This window comes from Agrobacterium genomosp. 2 str. CFBP 5494 (genome assembly GCF_900013495.1).
Classification (GTDB): domain Bacteria; phylum Pseudomonadota; class Alphaproteobacteria; order Rhizobiales; family Rhizobiaceae; genus Agrobacterium; species Agrobacterium pusense.
In genome coordinates this window covers 2,603,173-2,616,657 of record NZ_LT009718.1, presented here as the reverse complement: position 1 = coordinate 2,616,657, position 13,485 = coordinate 2,603,173, and the positions used below count along the sequence as shown (strand labels likewise).

At 58.3% G+C, this 13,485-nt stretch carries 14 protein-coding genes; 7 read left to right on the top strand and 7 right to left on the bottom strand.

Going from position 1 to position 13,485, the window contains the following annotated elements:
* The first annotated feature begins 48 nt into the window (after window positions 1-48).
* On the top strand, window positions 49-315 hold the full coding sequence (locus AGR2A_RS13130; protein ID WP_004442919.1) for a DUF2188 domain-containing protein: 267 nt from the start codon (window positions 49-51) through the stop codon (window positions 313-315).
* Window positions 316-417: 102 nt separating this feature from the next.
* On the opposite strand, the gene AGR2A_RS13125 is transcribed toward AGR2A_RS13130, so the two are convergent.
* Entirely contained in the window at window positions 418-1,362 is a 945-nt protein-coding gene (locus AGR2A_RS13125; protein WP_006699631.1) for a LysR family transcriptional regulator, read from the bottom strand.
* Window positions 1,363-1,451: 89 nt separating this feature from the next.
* Here AGR2A_RS13125 and AGR2A_RS13120 point away from each other — a divergent pair, with 89 nt between their 5' ends.
* Both AGR2A_RS13120 and AGR2A_RS13115 read left to right on the top strand, forming a co-directional pair.
* Window positions 1,452-2,489 carry an NAD-dependent epimerase/dehydratase family protein gene (locus AGR2A_RS13120; protein WP_072494677.1) on the top strand — a complete coding sequence of 346 codons (1,038 nt, stop codon included), beginning with the start codon at window positions 1,452-1,454 and terminating at the stop codon, window positions 2,487-2,489.
* Window positions 2,489-2,878, top strand: coding sequence for a DUF6220 domain-containing protein (locus AGR2A_RS13115; protein ID WP_045531999.1), 390 nt, complete (start codon window positions 2,489-2,491; stop codon window positions 2,876-2,878). Before AGR2A_RS13120 ends, AGR2A_RS13115 begins: the two co-directional genes overlap by 1 nt.
* A 47-nt stretch (window positions 2,879-2,925) precedes the next feature.
* Here AGR2A_RS13115 and AGR2A_RS13110 read toward each other — a convergent pair whose 3' ends face one another.
* The 4 genes from AGR2A_RS13110 to trxB all read right to left on the bottom strand — a co-directional run bounded on the left by AGR2A_RS13110 (window position 2,926) and on the right by trxB (window position 6,947).
* A complete protein-coding gene (locus AGR2A_RS13110) occupies window positions 2,926-4,041 on the bottom strand; it encodes an alkene reductase (RefSeq protein WP_022556662.1) in 1,116 nt (371 codons plus the stop codon).
* A gap of 123 nt (window positions 4,042-4,164) precedes the next feature.
* Window positions 4,165-4,455: an ArsR/SmtB family transcription factor gene (locus AGR2A_RS13105; RefSeq protein WP_004442911.1), complete on the bottom strand. Its 291-nt coding sequence runs from the start codon at window positions 4,453-4,455 to the stop codon at window positions 4,165-4,167.
* Between the two features lie 596 nt (window positions 4,456-5,051).
* Window positions 5,052-5,948, bottom strand: coding sequence for a LysR family transcriptional regulator VtlR (locus tag AGR2A_RS13100; protein WP_034498849.1), 897 nt, complete (start codon window positions 5,946-5,948; stop codon window positions 5,052-5,054).
* Window positions 5,949-5,972: 24 nt separating this feature from the next.
* Complete coding sequence (gene trxB, locus AGR2A_RS13095) at window positions 5,973-6,947, bottom strand: thioredoxin-disulfide reductase (RefSeq protein WP_072494676.1); 975 nt, start codon at window positions 6,945-6,947, stop codon at window positions 5,973-5,975.
* A gap of 250 nt (window positions 6,948-7,197) precedes the next feature.
* Here trxB and AGR2A_RS13090 point away from each other — a divergent pair, with 250 nt between their 5' ends.
* Window positions 7,198-7,665 (top strand): Lrp/AsnC family transcriptional regulator, encoded by a 468-nt coding sequence (locus tag AGR2A_RS13090; RefSeq protein WP_004442906.1) that lies wholly within the window; start codon window positions 7,198-7,200, stop codon window positions 7,663-7,665.
* A gap of 19 nt (window positions 7,666-7,684) precedes the next feature.
* Here AGR2A_RS13090 and AGR2A_RS13085 read toward each other — a convergent pair whose 3' ends face one another.
* Both AGR2A_RS13085 and greA read right to left on the bottom strand, forming a co-directional pair.
* Window positions 7,685-8,740: a glycosyltransferase family 4 protein gene (locus AGR2A_RS13085; protein WP_072494675.1), complete on the bottom strand. Its 1,056-nt coding sequence runs from the start codon at window positions 8,738-8,740 to the stop codon at window positions 7,685-7,687.
* 84 nt (window positions 8,741-8,824) lie between these two features.
* Complete coding sequence (gene greA / locus AGR2A_RS13080; protein WP_003522847.1) at window positions 8,825-9,301, bottom strand: transcription elongation factor GreA; 477 nt, start codon at window positions 9,299-9,301, stop codon at window positions 8,825-8,827.
* A gap of 221 nt (window positions 9,302-9,522) precedes the next feature.
* Between greA and AGR2A_RS13075 the strand changes: the two genes are divergently transcribed.
* From AGR2A_RS13075 to AGR2A_RS13065, 3 genes are all read left to right on the top strand, one after another.
* Window positions 9,523-10,755, top strand: coding sequence for a putative DNA modification/repair radical SAM protein (locus AGR2A_RS13075; protein ID WP_072494674.1), 1,233 nt, complete (start codon window positions 9,523-9,525; stop codon window positions 10,753-10,755).
* Window positions 10,755-12,197, top strand: coding sequence for a UdgX family uracil-DNA binding protein (locus tag AGR2A_RS13070; protein ID WP_072494673.1), 1,443 nt, complete (start codon window positions 10,755-10,757; stop codon window positions 12,195-12,197). Before AGR2A_RS13075 ends, AGR2A_RS13070 begins: the two co-directional genes overlap by 1 nt.
* Before the next feature lie 136 nt (window positions 12,198-12,333).
* Window positions 12,334-13,473: a GGDEF domain-containing protein gene (locus AGR2A_RS13065; protein ID WP_072494672.1), complete on the top strand. Its 1,140-nt coding sequence runs from the start codon at window positions 12,334-12,336 to the stop codon at window positions 13,471-13,473.
* The last annotated feature ends 12 nt before the right edge of the window (window positions 13,474-13,485 follow it).

The window sequence follows — 13,485 nt, the reverse complement described above, 5'->3', positions numbered from 1 at the left end:
AGCGCGGTTGTGGTTGCCATGTCGCCTACCGAAACAGGAGGAACATGCATGACCAAAGTGGTGTATGAAATCGTCGAACATGACGGGGGCTTTGCCTACCGCATGAACGGCGCTTATTCCGAAACATTTCCTACCTATGCGGATGCCGTCGAGGCTGCGCGCATCGTCGCTGCCGAACAGCAGGTGGGTGGCGATGACGAGGAAATCAGCTATCAGGATGAGAGCGGCCACTGGCATGAAGAATACAGCCAGGGCGGCGACCGCCCGGAAGCCGAGGTGGTGGACAAGACAACGCAGCAGGCCGAACCATTCTGACGGGCGATCCGTGGATTTTATGCAAACCAGGATCGCTTTTCCGTTCCGCCGGTCCCTTTCAGGTGCGGATCGCGGGCTGCCTCGTATCGACGCGGTATTGCCTTAGCGCCGTTTCGGTGGCGCGCCCGGATCGGTTTCCTTGAGATGACCCTTGAGGCCTTCGACCAGGGCGCTGAAGACGGCGCGGCATCGCGGTGAGGTCTTGAGGTTTTCGTGCATCGCGACCCAGGTATGGAGCGGGATATCGATGTTCGGCAGAACCTGAACCAGTCGCGGGTCCTTGCGGGCCAACCCAATCTGACAGACGCCGATGCCCGCGCTGGCGCGGATCATGGCAAGTTGTGCAAGGTTGCTGTCGGCGCGTATTTCGAAGGAAATTTCCTCAACATCGGGGATGTCAGGATCGAGCGAACGCATCCGCTGGATGGCCGCCCGGATGAACGGCGTCTTGCGGTCAAAACCAACCATCCGGTGGTGGTTCAGGTCTTCCATGCTCTTTGGCGTTCCGGCTTTTGCCAGATAGTCGCGCGTCGCATGAAATCCAAGACGGAAATTGCCGATGTAACGCATGACGATCGCGTCCTGCAGCGGCTCGGTCATGCGAATGGCAATATCCGCCTCGCGTCTTAGAAGGTCTTCCAGCGTATCTGATAATGACAGCTCGATTTCAAGCCGCGGGTGAACCTCCTGCATGGCCGTGATAATCGGCGGCAGCATTTCGACGCCGATGATGTCAGATGCGCTGATGCGCACCGTGCCTTCGATCTTGCCGACTTCGCCGGAGGCCGCGCGCATGAGGGCGGCGGTCGTCGCCGCCAGATTTTCCGCATAGGGGCGGAGCGCAAGGGCTGCTTCCGTTGGCATCAAGCCGTGCGGCGAGCGGATGAACAGAGGAAAGCCGACGGCCTCTTCCAGCGCGCCGATATGACGTCCCGCCGTCGGCTGGGTGATGCCAAGCTCGCGGGCGGCGGCGGACAGCGAACCGTCGCTCAGCACGCTAAGGAAGGTGCGATAAAAATCCCAGCTGACGTCGCGGTTCTTGCTCATAAAATTTTGTATAGCCGATCCACTGATTTCGATAATTTCGTATATCGCAAAACGCGGCGATACTCCATCCCAGAACAAGGAGTACGGCGATGATATATGAAAACAACGCAGATTCAGCAGAGAATGATCGGCCACTGGCGCTGGTCCTGGGCGTGAATGGGGGTGTCGGCGGCCAGGTCTCCCGTATGCTGCAGCAACGGGGATGGCGCGTGAGGGCGATGACGCGGCGGAAGGGGGCTTCCCACATCACTGGCGATGTCGAGTTCGTGGTGGGTGACGCCATGAGCGGACAGGACGTCTTGAAGGCGGCACAAGGTGTTCGGCTGATCGTCCATGCGGTTAATCCTCCCGGATACCGCGATTGGGAGAAGCAGGTATTGCCGATGCTGGACAACACGATCGCGGCTGCTGAAAGCTGTGGGGCGAGGATTGTTTTCCCGGGGACCATCTATAATTTCGGCTCTGACGCCTTTCCGCTGCTGAGCGAGGAGAGCCCGCAAAAGCCCTTTACCCGCAAGGGCGCTTTGCGTGTGGAGATGGAGCGGCGGCTTAAACTGGCTTCAATGCGCGGCGTGCCGGTGCTGATCGTCCGGGCGGGCGACTTCTTTGGGCCAGATGCGAGAAACAACTGGTTTTCGCAGATGCTGGTGCGACCCGGCAGGCCGGTTCGCAGCGTGCAGAACCCTTCCGCCCGCCATGCAGGACACCAATGGGCTTATCTGCCTGACGTGGCGGAAACCATTGGCCGACTGCTCGACCGTGCAGACGAGCTTCCGGCCTTTGCCATCTACCACATGGAAGGTTTCTGGGATTTCGACGGGCTGCAACTGATTGAAGCGATCGAGCGGGTTGTGGGCCATCCGGTCAAGCGGCGACGTTTATCCTGGACAGGCATCAAAATGGTTGCGCCCTTCGTTCCGCTGTTCCGCGAAGTGCTGGAAATGCAATATCTCTGGCAGATGCCGATCAGGATGAGCAATCGTAAGCTGACAGATTTCCTTGGAAGCGAGCCGAAGACACCTATCGACATTGCGGTGGCGACCACGTTGGCGGGTCTCGGCTGCCTTGACGAGAGGCCGCGGCCGTCGAACCTTGCGCATCCGGCCGACGCCGAAAGCAGGGCGTGATGGGCGCGGTTGCGAACGGAATGTCGACCAGGCGTCGCGCCTTTGCCGTGATTTCGGCAAGCGTGCCCGTGCTGATCTTCGCTCAGGTGCTGCTGGCCGGGCTGTCGATCTATTACGATGGATCGCTGCTGTCGCTGCACAAGGGGCTCGGCCTTCTGATCGCCGTTCCGATCCTGTCGCTGGCGGTCCTCGCTTTGCGATACGAGGACCTGCGGCCCAATCTTGGCCGTTCGCTGGTGCTGCTTGCTATCTATTGTCTGCAGGTGGCGCTGATGAGCATCGGTCGGGAAACGGGCAATGGGCTGTTGCAGGCGCTGCATCTGCCCAATGCCTTCGTAATGGGCGCCTTTTCCGATTTTGCCGCCCGGCAGGCGAGAAGCGCGCAATGAACGAAAACGCCGCATCGCTTTTGAACGATGCGGCGTCTTTTTCATTGCTATTGGGCGAGGGCCGGATAGTCGGTGTAACCTTCGGCGCCGCCGCCATAGAAGGTCGGCTGGTTCGGTTCGTTCAGCGGCGCGTCGTTTTTCAGGCGGCGCACCAGATCAGGATTGGCGATGAAGGCCTTGCCGAAAGCAACGGCATCAACCTTGCCACTTTCCACGGCTTCGATGGCGCTCTGCCTGTCGTAACCATTGTTGGCGATCCACAGGCCCTTGCCCCCGGCATTGCGATAAGCCGCCTTGAAGGACGCGTAATCGAAAGGCTTGTCGCCCTGCTTGAAATCGCGCGGACCGCCCGTCGCACCTTCTACGACATGGATGAAGGCGAGATTGCGCTTGCCCAGCTGCTCAACCACGTAATTATAGAGCGGTTGCGGATCAGCCTCGAAAATATCGTTGGCAGGGGTAACTGGCGAGAGGCGGATGCCGGTGCGGCCGGCGCCGATCTCTTCCGCCACCGCGTCGACGACTTCCAGCAGGAAGCGAGCGCGGTTTTCGATGGAGCCACCGTAATCATCCGTGCGCTGGTTGGTGCTGGATTTCAGGAACTGCTCGATCAGGTAACCATTGGCGGCATGGATTTCGACGCCGTCGAAACCGGCCTCCAGTGCCGCGCGCGCGCCGCTGCGGTAATCCTCGAGGATGAGGCCGATATCGTCGATGGTGAGGGCACGGGGCTCGGAGGTTTCGGCAAAGGCACCGGTGCCGTCATCATTGATGATATAGGTCTTCGATTTGGCGGTGATGGCCGAGGGGGCGACGGGCTGGCCGCCATGCGGCTGCAGCGAGGTGTGGGAAATTCGGCCCACATGCCAGATTTGGGCAACGATCTTGCCGCCCGCCGAATGAACGCCGTCAGTGATCTTTTTCCAGCCTTCAATCGCTTCCCGCTTATAAAGACCGGGAACATCGGCGTAACCCTGGCCCTGCTGGGAAATGGGCGTGCCTTCAGTGACGATCAGGCCGGCTGTCGCCCGCTGCTCGTAATAGGTGGCGTTGAGATTGTTGGGAATGGCGCCCGGGGAGCGATTGCGGGTGAGAGGGGCCATGACGATGCGGTTGGCGAGTTCGATATCGCCGGCCTGTGCCGGTTCGAAAAGACTGGTCATGCGACTTCACTTTCTGGTCGGTTGGCGAAATTGCGCGGCAGGCGCGCTATCCTGATATGGGTGCCGGTGCGAAACCGTGTCGCGGTTCCCGTCCGGCACCCCGGGGCTCAAAGCTTGGGAGGCTCAGAGATTGGTTTGCAGATAATTGCGGAAAGCATCGATGGTTTCCTCGTTGCGCTCAAAAAACACCCATTGCCCCACCTTCTTCGACCTTATCAGGCCCGCCGCCTGCAGTACCGCAAGATGCGAGGAGACGGTGGATTGCGACAGGCCGCTGATCTGAAACTGGTTGGCGCAAACACCCATGCTGAGCGGATGCTCCTGACAGAAGTGACTTTCCGGAGACTTCAGCCATTCCAGAAATTTCAGCCGTGCGGGGTGCGAAAGGGCTTTGAGGACTTCCTCCGGGTTCATTGGGGTTTCTTCAATATCTGACATACCCGATATTTATATCGACCATTATCGATATACAATTCACGTCTCTGTGAGGACCGCAAGGGCGCGGTGGCATCGGCAAAAAAAAGGCCGCTGGATATTTCCGCGGCCTGATAAGTTTGAAGGTCAAAACCTCCAGAGGGGAACAGCTGTCGCGTGCCTGAGCGAGCGTGACAGCCAACCAAGATATGGTGGGAGCGACAATGCAAAACAAGGTTGCATCATCCGATATTTCGCCAATTTGGAGAAAATTCTTGCAGGTAAAAAAAGAGGGCCGCCGGATGTATCCAGGGCCCTTTAAGTGTGAAGGTCAAAAACCTCCAGAGGGGAACAGCTGATGCGGTGGAACTGGGAGGAAAAGCCACCGTGTGCATCAGCTGAGAGCGATATGGTGCTTTTTTGTGCACGAAACAATTCTTTTTTGTGCAGGTCAGGCATGCGTCGGGTGCAGGCCTCGATATTTCAGGTATATTTTACGTGCAAAGCTGGCGAAGGGCGACTGGTCGCCCTTCCATGAATTCCCCTGTATCTCCTTGAAAAATAACGTCTATTTCAGCCGTTCGGCTATTTAAACGTCAGAAATTCCAGTTGCGCGCCTTGGCGACGATAAAATCGCGGAAGGCCTTCAGCTTTGCAGCATTTTTCATCTCGTCCGGATAGCAGAAATAGGTGTCGAATGACGGAATGTCGGCCGCGAGCGATAACTGGATGAGGCCGGGGTCCCGGCCCACAATGTAATCCGGCAAGCAGGCGATACCTATTCCCAGCAGGCAGGCACGCTTGATCGAGGTCTGGCTGTTGATCTGCAGATGCGGGGTGCGGGTATTGTCGGAAGACCGCCCGGCATTTTCGAGCCAGTTGACATCTAGCAGGTAGTTCGGCGCGGGTTCGCCAAACGAGATGATGCGATGGTTGTCCAGATCCTCAACCGACTGGGGCTCGCCATGGCGATTGATGTAAGACGGCGCGGCATAGACGTGCATGTGCACCGTGAACAGCTTGCGCTGGATGAGGTCCGATTGCTGGGGCTGGCGCAGGCGAATGGCGCAATCTGCGTGGCGCATGTTCACATCCAGCTCCTCATTGTCGAGGATGAGCTGGATCGACATTTCCGGATAGAGCTGCAGGAATTCCTGCACCTTGTCCGTCAGCCAGCCCTGACCGAGGCCCACCGTCGTCGTGACGCGCAGCTTGCCGCTCGGCTTTTCCGTCGTTTCGGTGAGCTGCATCTTCACCGTTTCGAGCTTCAGCAGCACATCGTGAGCGGTGCGATAGAGCAGTTCGCCCTGTTCGGTAAGAATCAGGCCGCGGGCGTGGCGATGAAACAGCTTGACGCCGACATCCTGCTCCAGCGCGCTGACCTGGCGGCTGATGGCCGACTGGGACAAATGCAGCTTGTCGGCAGCATGGGTGAAAGACCCTGCTTCGGCTGCGGCATGAAATATGCGCAGTTTATCCCAGTCCAATGGCATTGCCATGCCTATCCTGCCTTTCAGTTATTCCGCTGCGACAGCAAGCGGTTGATGCGCGGTGAGATAACGTTCCGCTTCCAGCGCGGCCATGCAGCCCATGCCGGCGGCGGTGATTGCCTGACGGTAGATGTCGTCGGTGACGTCGCCGGCCGCGAAAATGCCTTCCACGTCGGTGGCGGTGGAATCGGGAGCGGTCCACATATAACCGTTGTCCTTCAGCTTCACCTTGCCCTTGAAGAGCTCCACGGCAGGCGCGTGACCGATTGCGACGAAGACGCCGTCAATGGGCCTTTCGCTGATCGCGCCGGTTTTGGTGTCGCGCAGCTTGACGCCGGAAACGGAGGGCGGCATCGGCGGTTTTGCGGGCGCGCCGGTAATTTCGGCAACTTCCGTGTTCCAGAGGATATTGACGTTGTCCTTGGCAAAGAGCCGTTCCTGAAGGATTTTTTCCGAACGGAAGCTGTCGCGTCTGTGCACGACCGTTACCGACCTGGCGATATGGGCGAGATAAAGCGCCTCTTCCACGGCGGAATTGCCGCCGCCCACCACAATCACATCCTTGTTGCGATAGAAGAAACCATCGCAGGTGGCGCAGGCGGAAACGCCGAAGCCCTGGAAATGTTGCTCGCTCTCGATGCCGAGCCACTTGGCCTTGGCGCCGGTGGCGATGATCAGCGTGTCGGCGGTCCATACCTGGCCAGAATCGGTCTTCACGACGAACGGGCGAACGCTGGTTTCAACTTCGGTCACCAGGTCACTGACGATTTCCGCGCCGACATGCGTCGCCTGCTTCAGCATCTGGTCCATCAGCCACGGGCCCTGGATAGGGTCTGCAAAGCCCGGGTAATTCTCGACATCGGTGGTGATCATCAGCTGACCGCCCTGTTCCATGCCGGCGATCAGCACCGGCTTCAGCATTGCGCGTGCGGCGTAGATCGCCGCCGTGTAGCCTGCGGGACCGGAGCCGATGATCAATACCTTGGTATGGCGGGCAGACATGGGAAATTTCCTTCTCAATAGCAGGGTCTTCAGTCGAGGGCCTTCCAGCCGCGGCAGGGCGGACGGGCCATAACCCCTTCGTTGGCGGGTATTTAAGGTTGTCTAGTGCCTTTATTCAAGGGCAGCCTTGCGTTACCAACAAGGCAGTTGTGGATGCACGCGCAATTTTGTGACCGGTTGGCGGCATATTGTTGCGAATCCCGCGCCGAATAGTACAAGGAAGTTCTCCAGCTTAACGAGGTACTCCTCCGTGACCAGCGTCGAACTCGATGCCATCGATCTGAAAATCCTGCGCGAATTGCAGCGCGACGGGCGCATGACCAATGTGGAACTGGCCGAAAGGGTCGGTATCTCGGCTCCTCCGTGCCTGAGGCGTGTCCGCAAGCTCGAGGAGGCGGGGGTGATCGAGGGTTATCACGCCATGTTGAACGCGCCGAAGCTCGGTTTTGATCTCGTCGCCTTCTGCATGATCGGTCTCAAGCGCCAGTCGGACAGCAATCTGAAGGCCTTTGCCGCGGCGACGGCCGGGTGGCCTCTCGTGCGCCAGGCCTGGATGGTATCCGGCGAAAGCGACTTCCTGTTACATTGCGTCGCAAGAAACCTGACGGAATTTCAGGACTTCGTCATCGAGGTTCTGACTGCGGATGAGAATGTCGATACGGTGCGCACCATGCTGACCATCCGTCAGGTCAAGCGCGTCGGTCTCGTGGAAATCTGATTTTCCGGTTTGCGACGCATTACCCCCGCCGCAACGCCTCATAGACTTCGCCAAGACTGGCCGCTTCTTTTTCCAGCGGAAAAGTGCTGCGCACATGCGCAAGTCCGGTACTCGCATGGACTTTGGCCATGGCGGGATCGGCGAGATAGGTCTTTATCGCATCCCTCAGCGAAGCATAGTCCCCCGCTTCAACAACCGCCCCGGTCTCGCCCTTGACGATCATTTCCTCGTAGGCACCGGCATTGCTGGCGACGACGGCCGTTTCCGAGGCCATTGCTTCAAGCGGAGTCAGCCCGAAGCCCTCGTTGCGCGAAGGCGCGACATAGAGCGTCAGCCGCCTGTACCACGGCTTGATGTCATCAACTTCACCCTGAAACACGATACGATCTGAGAGGCCGGCGGCCCTGACATCTGCTTCAAGGGTTTCGGCAAAAGCCTTGTGTTCCGCCGTCACGCGGCCTGAAACCACAGCTGTCCATTGCGGATAGGCGGGCAGAAGTTCGATCATGGCACGCACGAAAAGATCGGTGCCCTTCTGGTGGCGGACCCGCCCGAAGCAGCCGATCAGATATTGTCCCGGCAAGCCGGTCGCGGCTATCGTGTCCTCAGGACCGGTTGCCGGGTGGAAAAGTTCGGTATCCACGCCATGCATGACAACGCGATGGGGCACTTCAAGAAATGAGCCCGAGCGAATGTTGGTGGCCACCACGGCATCCATCCTGGAGATCAGGAAACGGGTGTAGGCGGAATGCCGCCTCTGCGCGGCCGAGGTGAAGAGAAGCTTCACCTTCATGCGCAGCACATCACGCATGAAAATTCCCGGCAACATTTCGAGGTTGCGGCGGGCATGCCAGATGCGCGGGCCGCCAAACGGGCCGCCTTGCCAGAGCCGCCACAGGTCGCGGAAACGCACATGCGGCAGATGCGGCGGCAGGCCGGGGCCGATGGTGGCGACCTTCTGTCCCATCCGGTTCTGCACCGGTATTAGCTGAACGATTGTGGAGGTGACGCCGGAGAGCCTGCGTTTGAAATTCGGCGCAAGCACCTGCACATCTTTCAGGCTGACGTGGGACAAGATGGGCTTCCGTCTTTGCGGCTGGTTCAGGGGAGCAACAGGTCAAAAGCAATGCGCCCGCTGGGGGCGCATTGCATGGGGCAATCAGCCCCACTGAACCGCGAGGATCTCGTAACCCTTGGCGCCGCCAGGCGCGTTGACTTCGATGCTGTCGCCAACTTCCTTGCCGATCAGGGCGCGGGCAATCGGCGAAGAGATGGAAATACGGCCGGCCTTTACGTCGGCTTCCTGGTCGCCGACGATCTGATAGGTCTTTTCCTCATCGCTGTCTTCGTCAACCAGCTTCACGGTGGCACCGAACTTGATCTTCGAACCCGACATCTTGGAAAGGTCGATGACTTCAGCGCGCGCCGTCAGATCTTCGAGTTCCGTGATGCGGCCCTCGTTATGGCTCTGCGCTTCCTTGGCAGCATGGTACTCGGCGTTTTCCGAAAGGTCGCCATGGGCGCGCGCTTCCGCAATCGCCTCGATGATGCGGGGGCGTTCCTCCTGCTGGCGCCAGCGAAGCTCCTCCTGAAGCTTGACGAATCCACCCTGGGTCATCGGTACTTTTTCTACCATTTTTTTATCCTTCGCATTCCGGTCGCTTTACCTGCAGACACAAAAAGAAACAGGTTCCGGAGGGGAACTCCGGAACCATGCCAAAATCATAACTGAGCGGACTATATCAGAAGACGACAGCGAAATGCCAGCAAATTTGAGGCATCAATATTTCTTCGTCTTTCCAATGACTTGAACATCCTGATTGACAATCTTCAAGAGAACATATAGTGAACATTATTATGAAGAAGTCAATCAGGCAACGGCTGGCCATTCTCTCTGACGCCGCGAAATACGACGCCTCCTGCGCATCGAGCGGGACGGCGAAACGGAACTCCGCAGCCTCTGGCGGATTGGGCTCGACAGAAGGGTCTGGCATCTGTCATGCCTATGCGCCGGATGGGCGCTGCATATCGCTCCTGAAAATCCTGCTCACCAATTTCTGCATCTATGATTGCGCCTATTGCATCAACCGTTCTTCCAGCAATGTGGAACGGGCGCGGTTTACCGCAGAAGAGGTGGTGTGGCTGACGCTCGAATTTTACCGGCGCAACTATATTGAAGGGTTGTTCTTGTCCTCGGGTATCATCCGTTCCTCTGATCACACGATGGAGGAGATGGTGCGTGTGGCGCGTGAACTGCGGGTCACCCATGGCTTTCGTGGATACATCCACCTAAAATCCATCCCGGAAGCGTCTCCGAAATTGATCGAGGAGGCGGGGCTTTATGCGGACCGGTTGTCGATCAACATCGAGTTGCCCACCGATAGCGGCATCGGCCGTTTTGCGCCGGAAAAGCAGCCCGCCAATATTCGCCGCTCTATGGCCGATATTCGCCTGAAGATCGAGGAGGCGGGCGAGCCTACCGTCAGAACGCGAAAAACCAAGCGTTTTGCGCCCGCCGGACAGAGCACGCAGATGATCGTGGGCGCCGACGGCGCCGATGACAGCACCATTCTTTCCACCAGCGCGCGGCTCTATGGAAGCTATGGTCTGCGGCGCGTCTATTATTCGGCGTTCAGCCCAATTCCGGATTCGTCGAAGAACCTGCCACTCATCAAGCCGCCGCTGATGCGCGAACACCGCCTCTATCAGGCGGACTGGCTTTATCGTTTTTACGGTTTCGATATCGGCGAGATCACCGCTATCGGCGGAAACGGCATGCTGGATCTTGACATCGACCCGAAGCTTGCCTGGGCATTGAAGCATCGCGATCAGTTTCCGGTAAACGTCAATGCGGCGGATCGCGAAATGTTGCTGCGTGTACCCGGTTTCGGCACCAAGACGGTTGCCTCGATTCTCTCGTCGCGGAAGTTCCGCAGCCTGCGGCTGGAAGATATCGCCCGCTTCGGCGTATCTCTCAAAAAGGTGAAGGCCTTTATCGTCGCGGATGGATGGAGACCGGGCAAGCTGATCGAACGGCCGGATCTGCGCGCGATGTTTGCGCCGCAGCCTGAACAATTGTCGTTGTTGTGATGTATGGCCCGGTGCTGGAGGGGCGGGGGGATTTCACCGAGTGGCGCGATGCTGCGCGCGCGGCGCTTGCGGCCAATATACCGCCGGAGAAGATCGACTGGCGGCTGCAGGATGACGGGTTTGGGCTTCTCGACTTTTCCGGTGCGCCATTGCCAACGGAGGGCGCCGCCCCGGTTTCCGTACCTGCCGCATTTGTCGCGCTGGCGCAGGCCGTCATCTGCCACAGCGATCCCGGCCGTTTCGCGCTGCTCTACAGGCTATTGTGGCGGCTGAAACGGGATCGGGCCCTGCTGCAGTTCAAGTCCGATCGGGATGTTTCCGATGTGCGGCTGCTCGAAAAGTCTGTCCGTCGCGATTATCACAAGATGACGGCCTTCGTGCGTTTCAAGGAGCTGTCATTGCCGCAAGGGCAGGGCGGGCGACGGCGGTTCGTGGCGTGGTTCGAACCGGACCATTTCATCATCGAACGTACGGCTCCGTTTTTTCAACGTCGCTTCACCGACATGGACTGGTTGATTGTCTCGCCGAAGGGCAGCGCCCGATGGGACGGAAACCTGCTGCAGACATCACGGGAGGCTGCCGCCAAGCCTGATCTCAAGGATGAAACGGACGATCTCTGGCGGACCTATTACGCCAATATTTTCAACCCGGCCCGCTTGAAGATCAAGGCCATGACAGCGGAGATGCCGAAGAAATACTGGAAGAATCTGCCGGAAGCCGAGCTCATCCCTGACCTGATTCTGGGCGCGGAGGCGCGGGTGCTGGAGATGGCGGCGAAGGAGGCGAGCCAACCGAAGCCGTTTCACCATCGCCTCCAGGCAGCGGCTTCCGCACGGGAAGAGCAGCCACCTTTGCCGGATGGCACGCTTGCTTCGCTGGCGCATGAAGCGCGCCACTGCACACGGTGTGCCCTGCATTGCAAGGCGACGCAGACCGTTTTTGGTGACGGGCCGGAAAACGCGAAGATCATGGTCGTCGGTGAGCAGCCGGGCGATCACGAGGATCTGGCCGGAAAACCTTTTGTCGGCCCCGCAGGCCAGCTGTTCGACAGGACGCTCAGAGAGATCGGTGTGGACCGCGGCGGGCTTTACGTTACCAATGCCGTGAAACACTTCAAATACGAAACGCGCGGCAAACGGCGCATCCACCAGCGGCCGAATGCGGGGGAAGTGGAGCAATGCCGCTGGTGGCTCAACCAGGAAATCGCGCTTGTTCAGCCGAAGCTGATCGTTGCGATGGGTGCAACGGCGCTATATGCGCTGACCGGCGGCAAAGAAAAGGTCTCGGAGATTCGCGGCCGGCCCTTGCCAATGCAAGAAGGGCGGACGCTTTTTGTCACCGTGCACCCATCCTACCTGCTTCGCCTCCCTGATGAGCAGGCTAAAGAGATGGAAATCAAGAAATTCAAACAGGACATGCTTTATGTAAGAAATTTTGAATAGTCTTTTCTATGTATATATTTTATCGAATATCAACTTGGCGTTGTTATGCTTTGCGCATCGTTAGTTTTTCGTTTTAATTGAAATTTATTCGAGTCATTTTATATGTCTCATCAAAATATTTATAGACGGGCGTATTATGCTTGGTGAACTTGACCTTGCAACAGTCATACTAATGCAAAAATGCTCCTACATCGTGGGGCTAATGAGTTTTATTTATTTGATGCTGACCAATCGCGGCCTGCGCGGTCCTGTCACTCTTGCCGCGGGCTTTGCGGCAATGGCCGTCGGCTCAACGCTTGCCGGATATGGCGAGTGGAAGATATTGTCGCCGGCCTTGTGGCGGTTGGGCAGTATCGTATTCGGTATTGCAGGTTATGCGCTTATCTGGCTTGGTCTGAAAGCGTTGAGCGACGGCCGTTTTGTATCGCCGAAAACTCTGCTTGGGACTTGTCTTGTCGTGGTTCTCGGGATTGTCCTCGCGTATGAGGTGGCGGAGAACAATGCGTTGCGCGCTGCGCTGTTCAATGGCTGTGCGGCGCTCGCCTATCTCGGCGCAGCCGTGGTGCTGTTTAGCGGCTGGCGCAAGGAGCCGCTTCTTTCCCGCATCGCGATGGGCGCGATCACCACCGTCTCGGGGCTGATTTCACTTCTGGTGGTAAAGGGGGTGCTTTCACCCTCTCTCGCCTCCATCGACATCGTCAATGCGTTCTTCCTCATCATTATGCTCAACTTTGCGATTGCCCTGTTCGTGATGGTGCTGGTGGCTGAACGCTCGGAGCGGAAACTGTTGATCCTTGCCAATACGGATCCGCTGACAGGCGTGAAGAACCGGCGCTTCTTCTTCCAGACGATGCCCACAAAGCCTGATCCCACCGATGCGACAATGCTACTCGATATCGATCACTTCAAATCGATCAACGACCGCTTCGGCCATTCCGTCGGTGACAGCGTCCTGCAGGAAGTGGCAAAGCGGATCAGCGGCAGTATTCGCAGTGGCGACGTGCTGGCCCGTTATGGCGGCGAGGAATTCATCATCTTCCTGCCCGGCGCAGGAAGCCAAAAGGCGTCAATGATAGGCGAGCGCATTCGCAACGCGGTTGCTTTGAAAGAGGTGGACTGCGGCGGGCTGCGTGTCGGTGTGACAATCAGCATCGGCATTGCGACAAGCGGCGAGATACACTGTGATCTCCAGACGCTGGCCGACATGGCCGACCGCGCGCTGTACCGCGCCAAGAGCGAAGGCCGCAACTGCGTCCGGGAAGCACTGGCGGCTTAAAGCCTGCCGTTT

What these genes read in the sequence shown, in the direction of transcription:
- AGR2A_RS13130 (WP_004442919.1), top strand. Translation starts at nt 49, where the DNA reads ATGACCAAAGTGGTGTATGAAATCGTCGAACATGACGGGGGCTTTGCC.
- AGR2A_RS13125 (WP_006699631.1), bottom strand. Translation starts at nt 1,362, where the DNA reads ATGAGCAAGAACCGCGACGTCAGCTGGGATTTTTATCGCACCTTCCTT.
- AGR2A_RS13120 (WP_072494677.1), top strand. Translation starts at nt 1,452, where the DNA reads ATGATATATGAAAACAACGCAGATTCAGCAGAGAATGATCGGCCACTG.
- AGR2A_RS13115 (WP_045531999.1), top strand. Translation starts at nt 2,489, where the DNA reads ATGGGCGCGGTTGCGAACGGAATGTCGACCAGGCGTCGCGCCTTTGCC.
- AGR2A_RS13110 (WP_022556662.1), bottom strand. Translation starts at nt 4,041, where the DNA reads ATGACCAGTCTTTTCGAACCGGCACAGGCCGGCGATATCGAACTCGCC.
- AGR2A_RS13105 (WP_004442911.1), bottom strand. Translation starts at nt 4,455, where the DNA reads ATGAACCCGGAGGAAGTCCTCAAAGCCCTTTCGCACCCCGCACGGCTG.
- AGR2A_RS13100 (WP_034498849.1), bottom strand. Translation starts at nt 5,948, where the DNA reads ATGCCATTGGACTGGGATAAACTGCGCATATTTCATGCCGCAGCCGAA.
- trxB (WP_072494676.1), bottom strand. Translation starts at nt 6,947, where the DNA reads ATGTCTGCCCGCCATACCAAGGTATTGATCATCGGCTCCGGTCCCGCA.
- greA (WP_003522847.1), bottom strand. Translation starts at nt 9,301, where the DNA reads ATGGTAGAAAAAGTACCGATGACCCAGGGTGGATTCGTCAAGCTTCAG.
- AGR2A_RS13075 (WP_072494674.1), top strand. Translation starts at nt 9,523, where the DNA reads ATGAAGAAGTCAATCAGGCAACGGCTGGCCATTCTCTCTGACGCCGCG.
- AGR2A_RS13070 (WP_072494673.1), top strand. Translation starts at nt 10,755, where the DNA reads ATGTATGGCCCGGTGCTGGAGGGGCGGGGGGATTTCACCGAGTGGCGC.
- AGR2A_RS13065 (WP_072494672.1), top strand. Translation starts at nt 12,334, where the DNA reads ATGCTTGGTGAACTTGACCTTGCAACAGTCATACTAATGCAAAAATGC.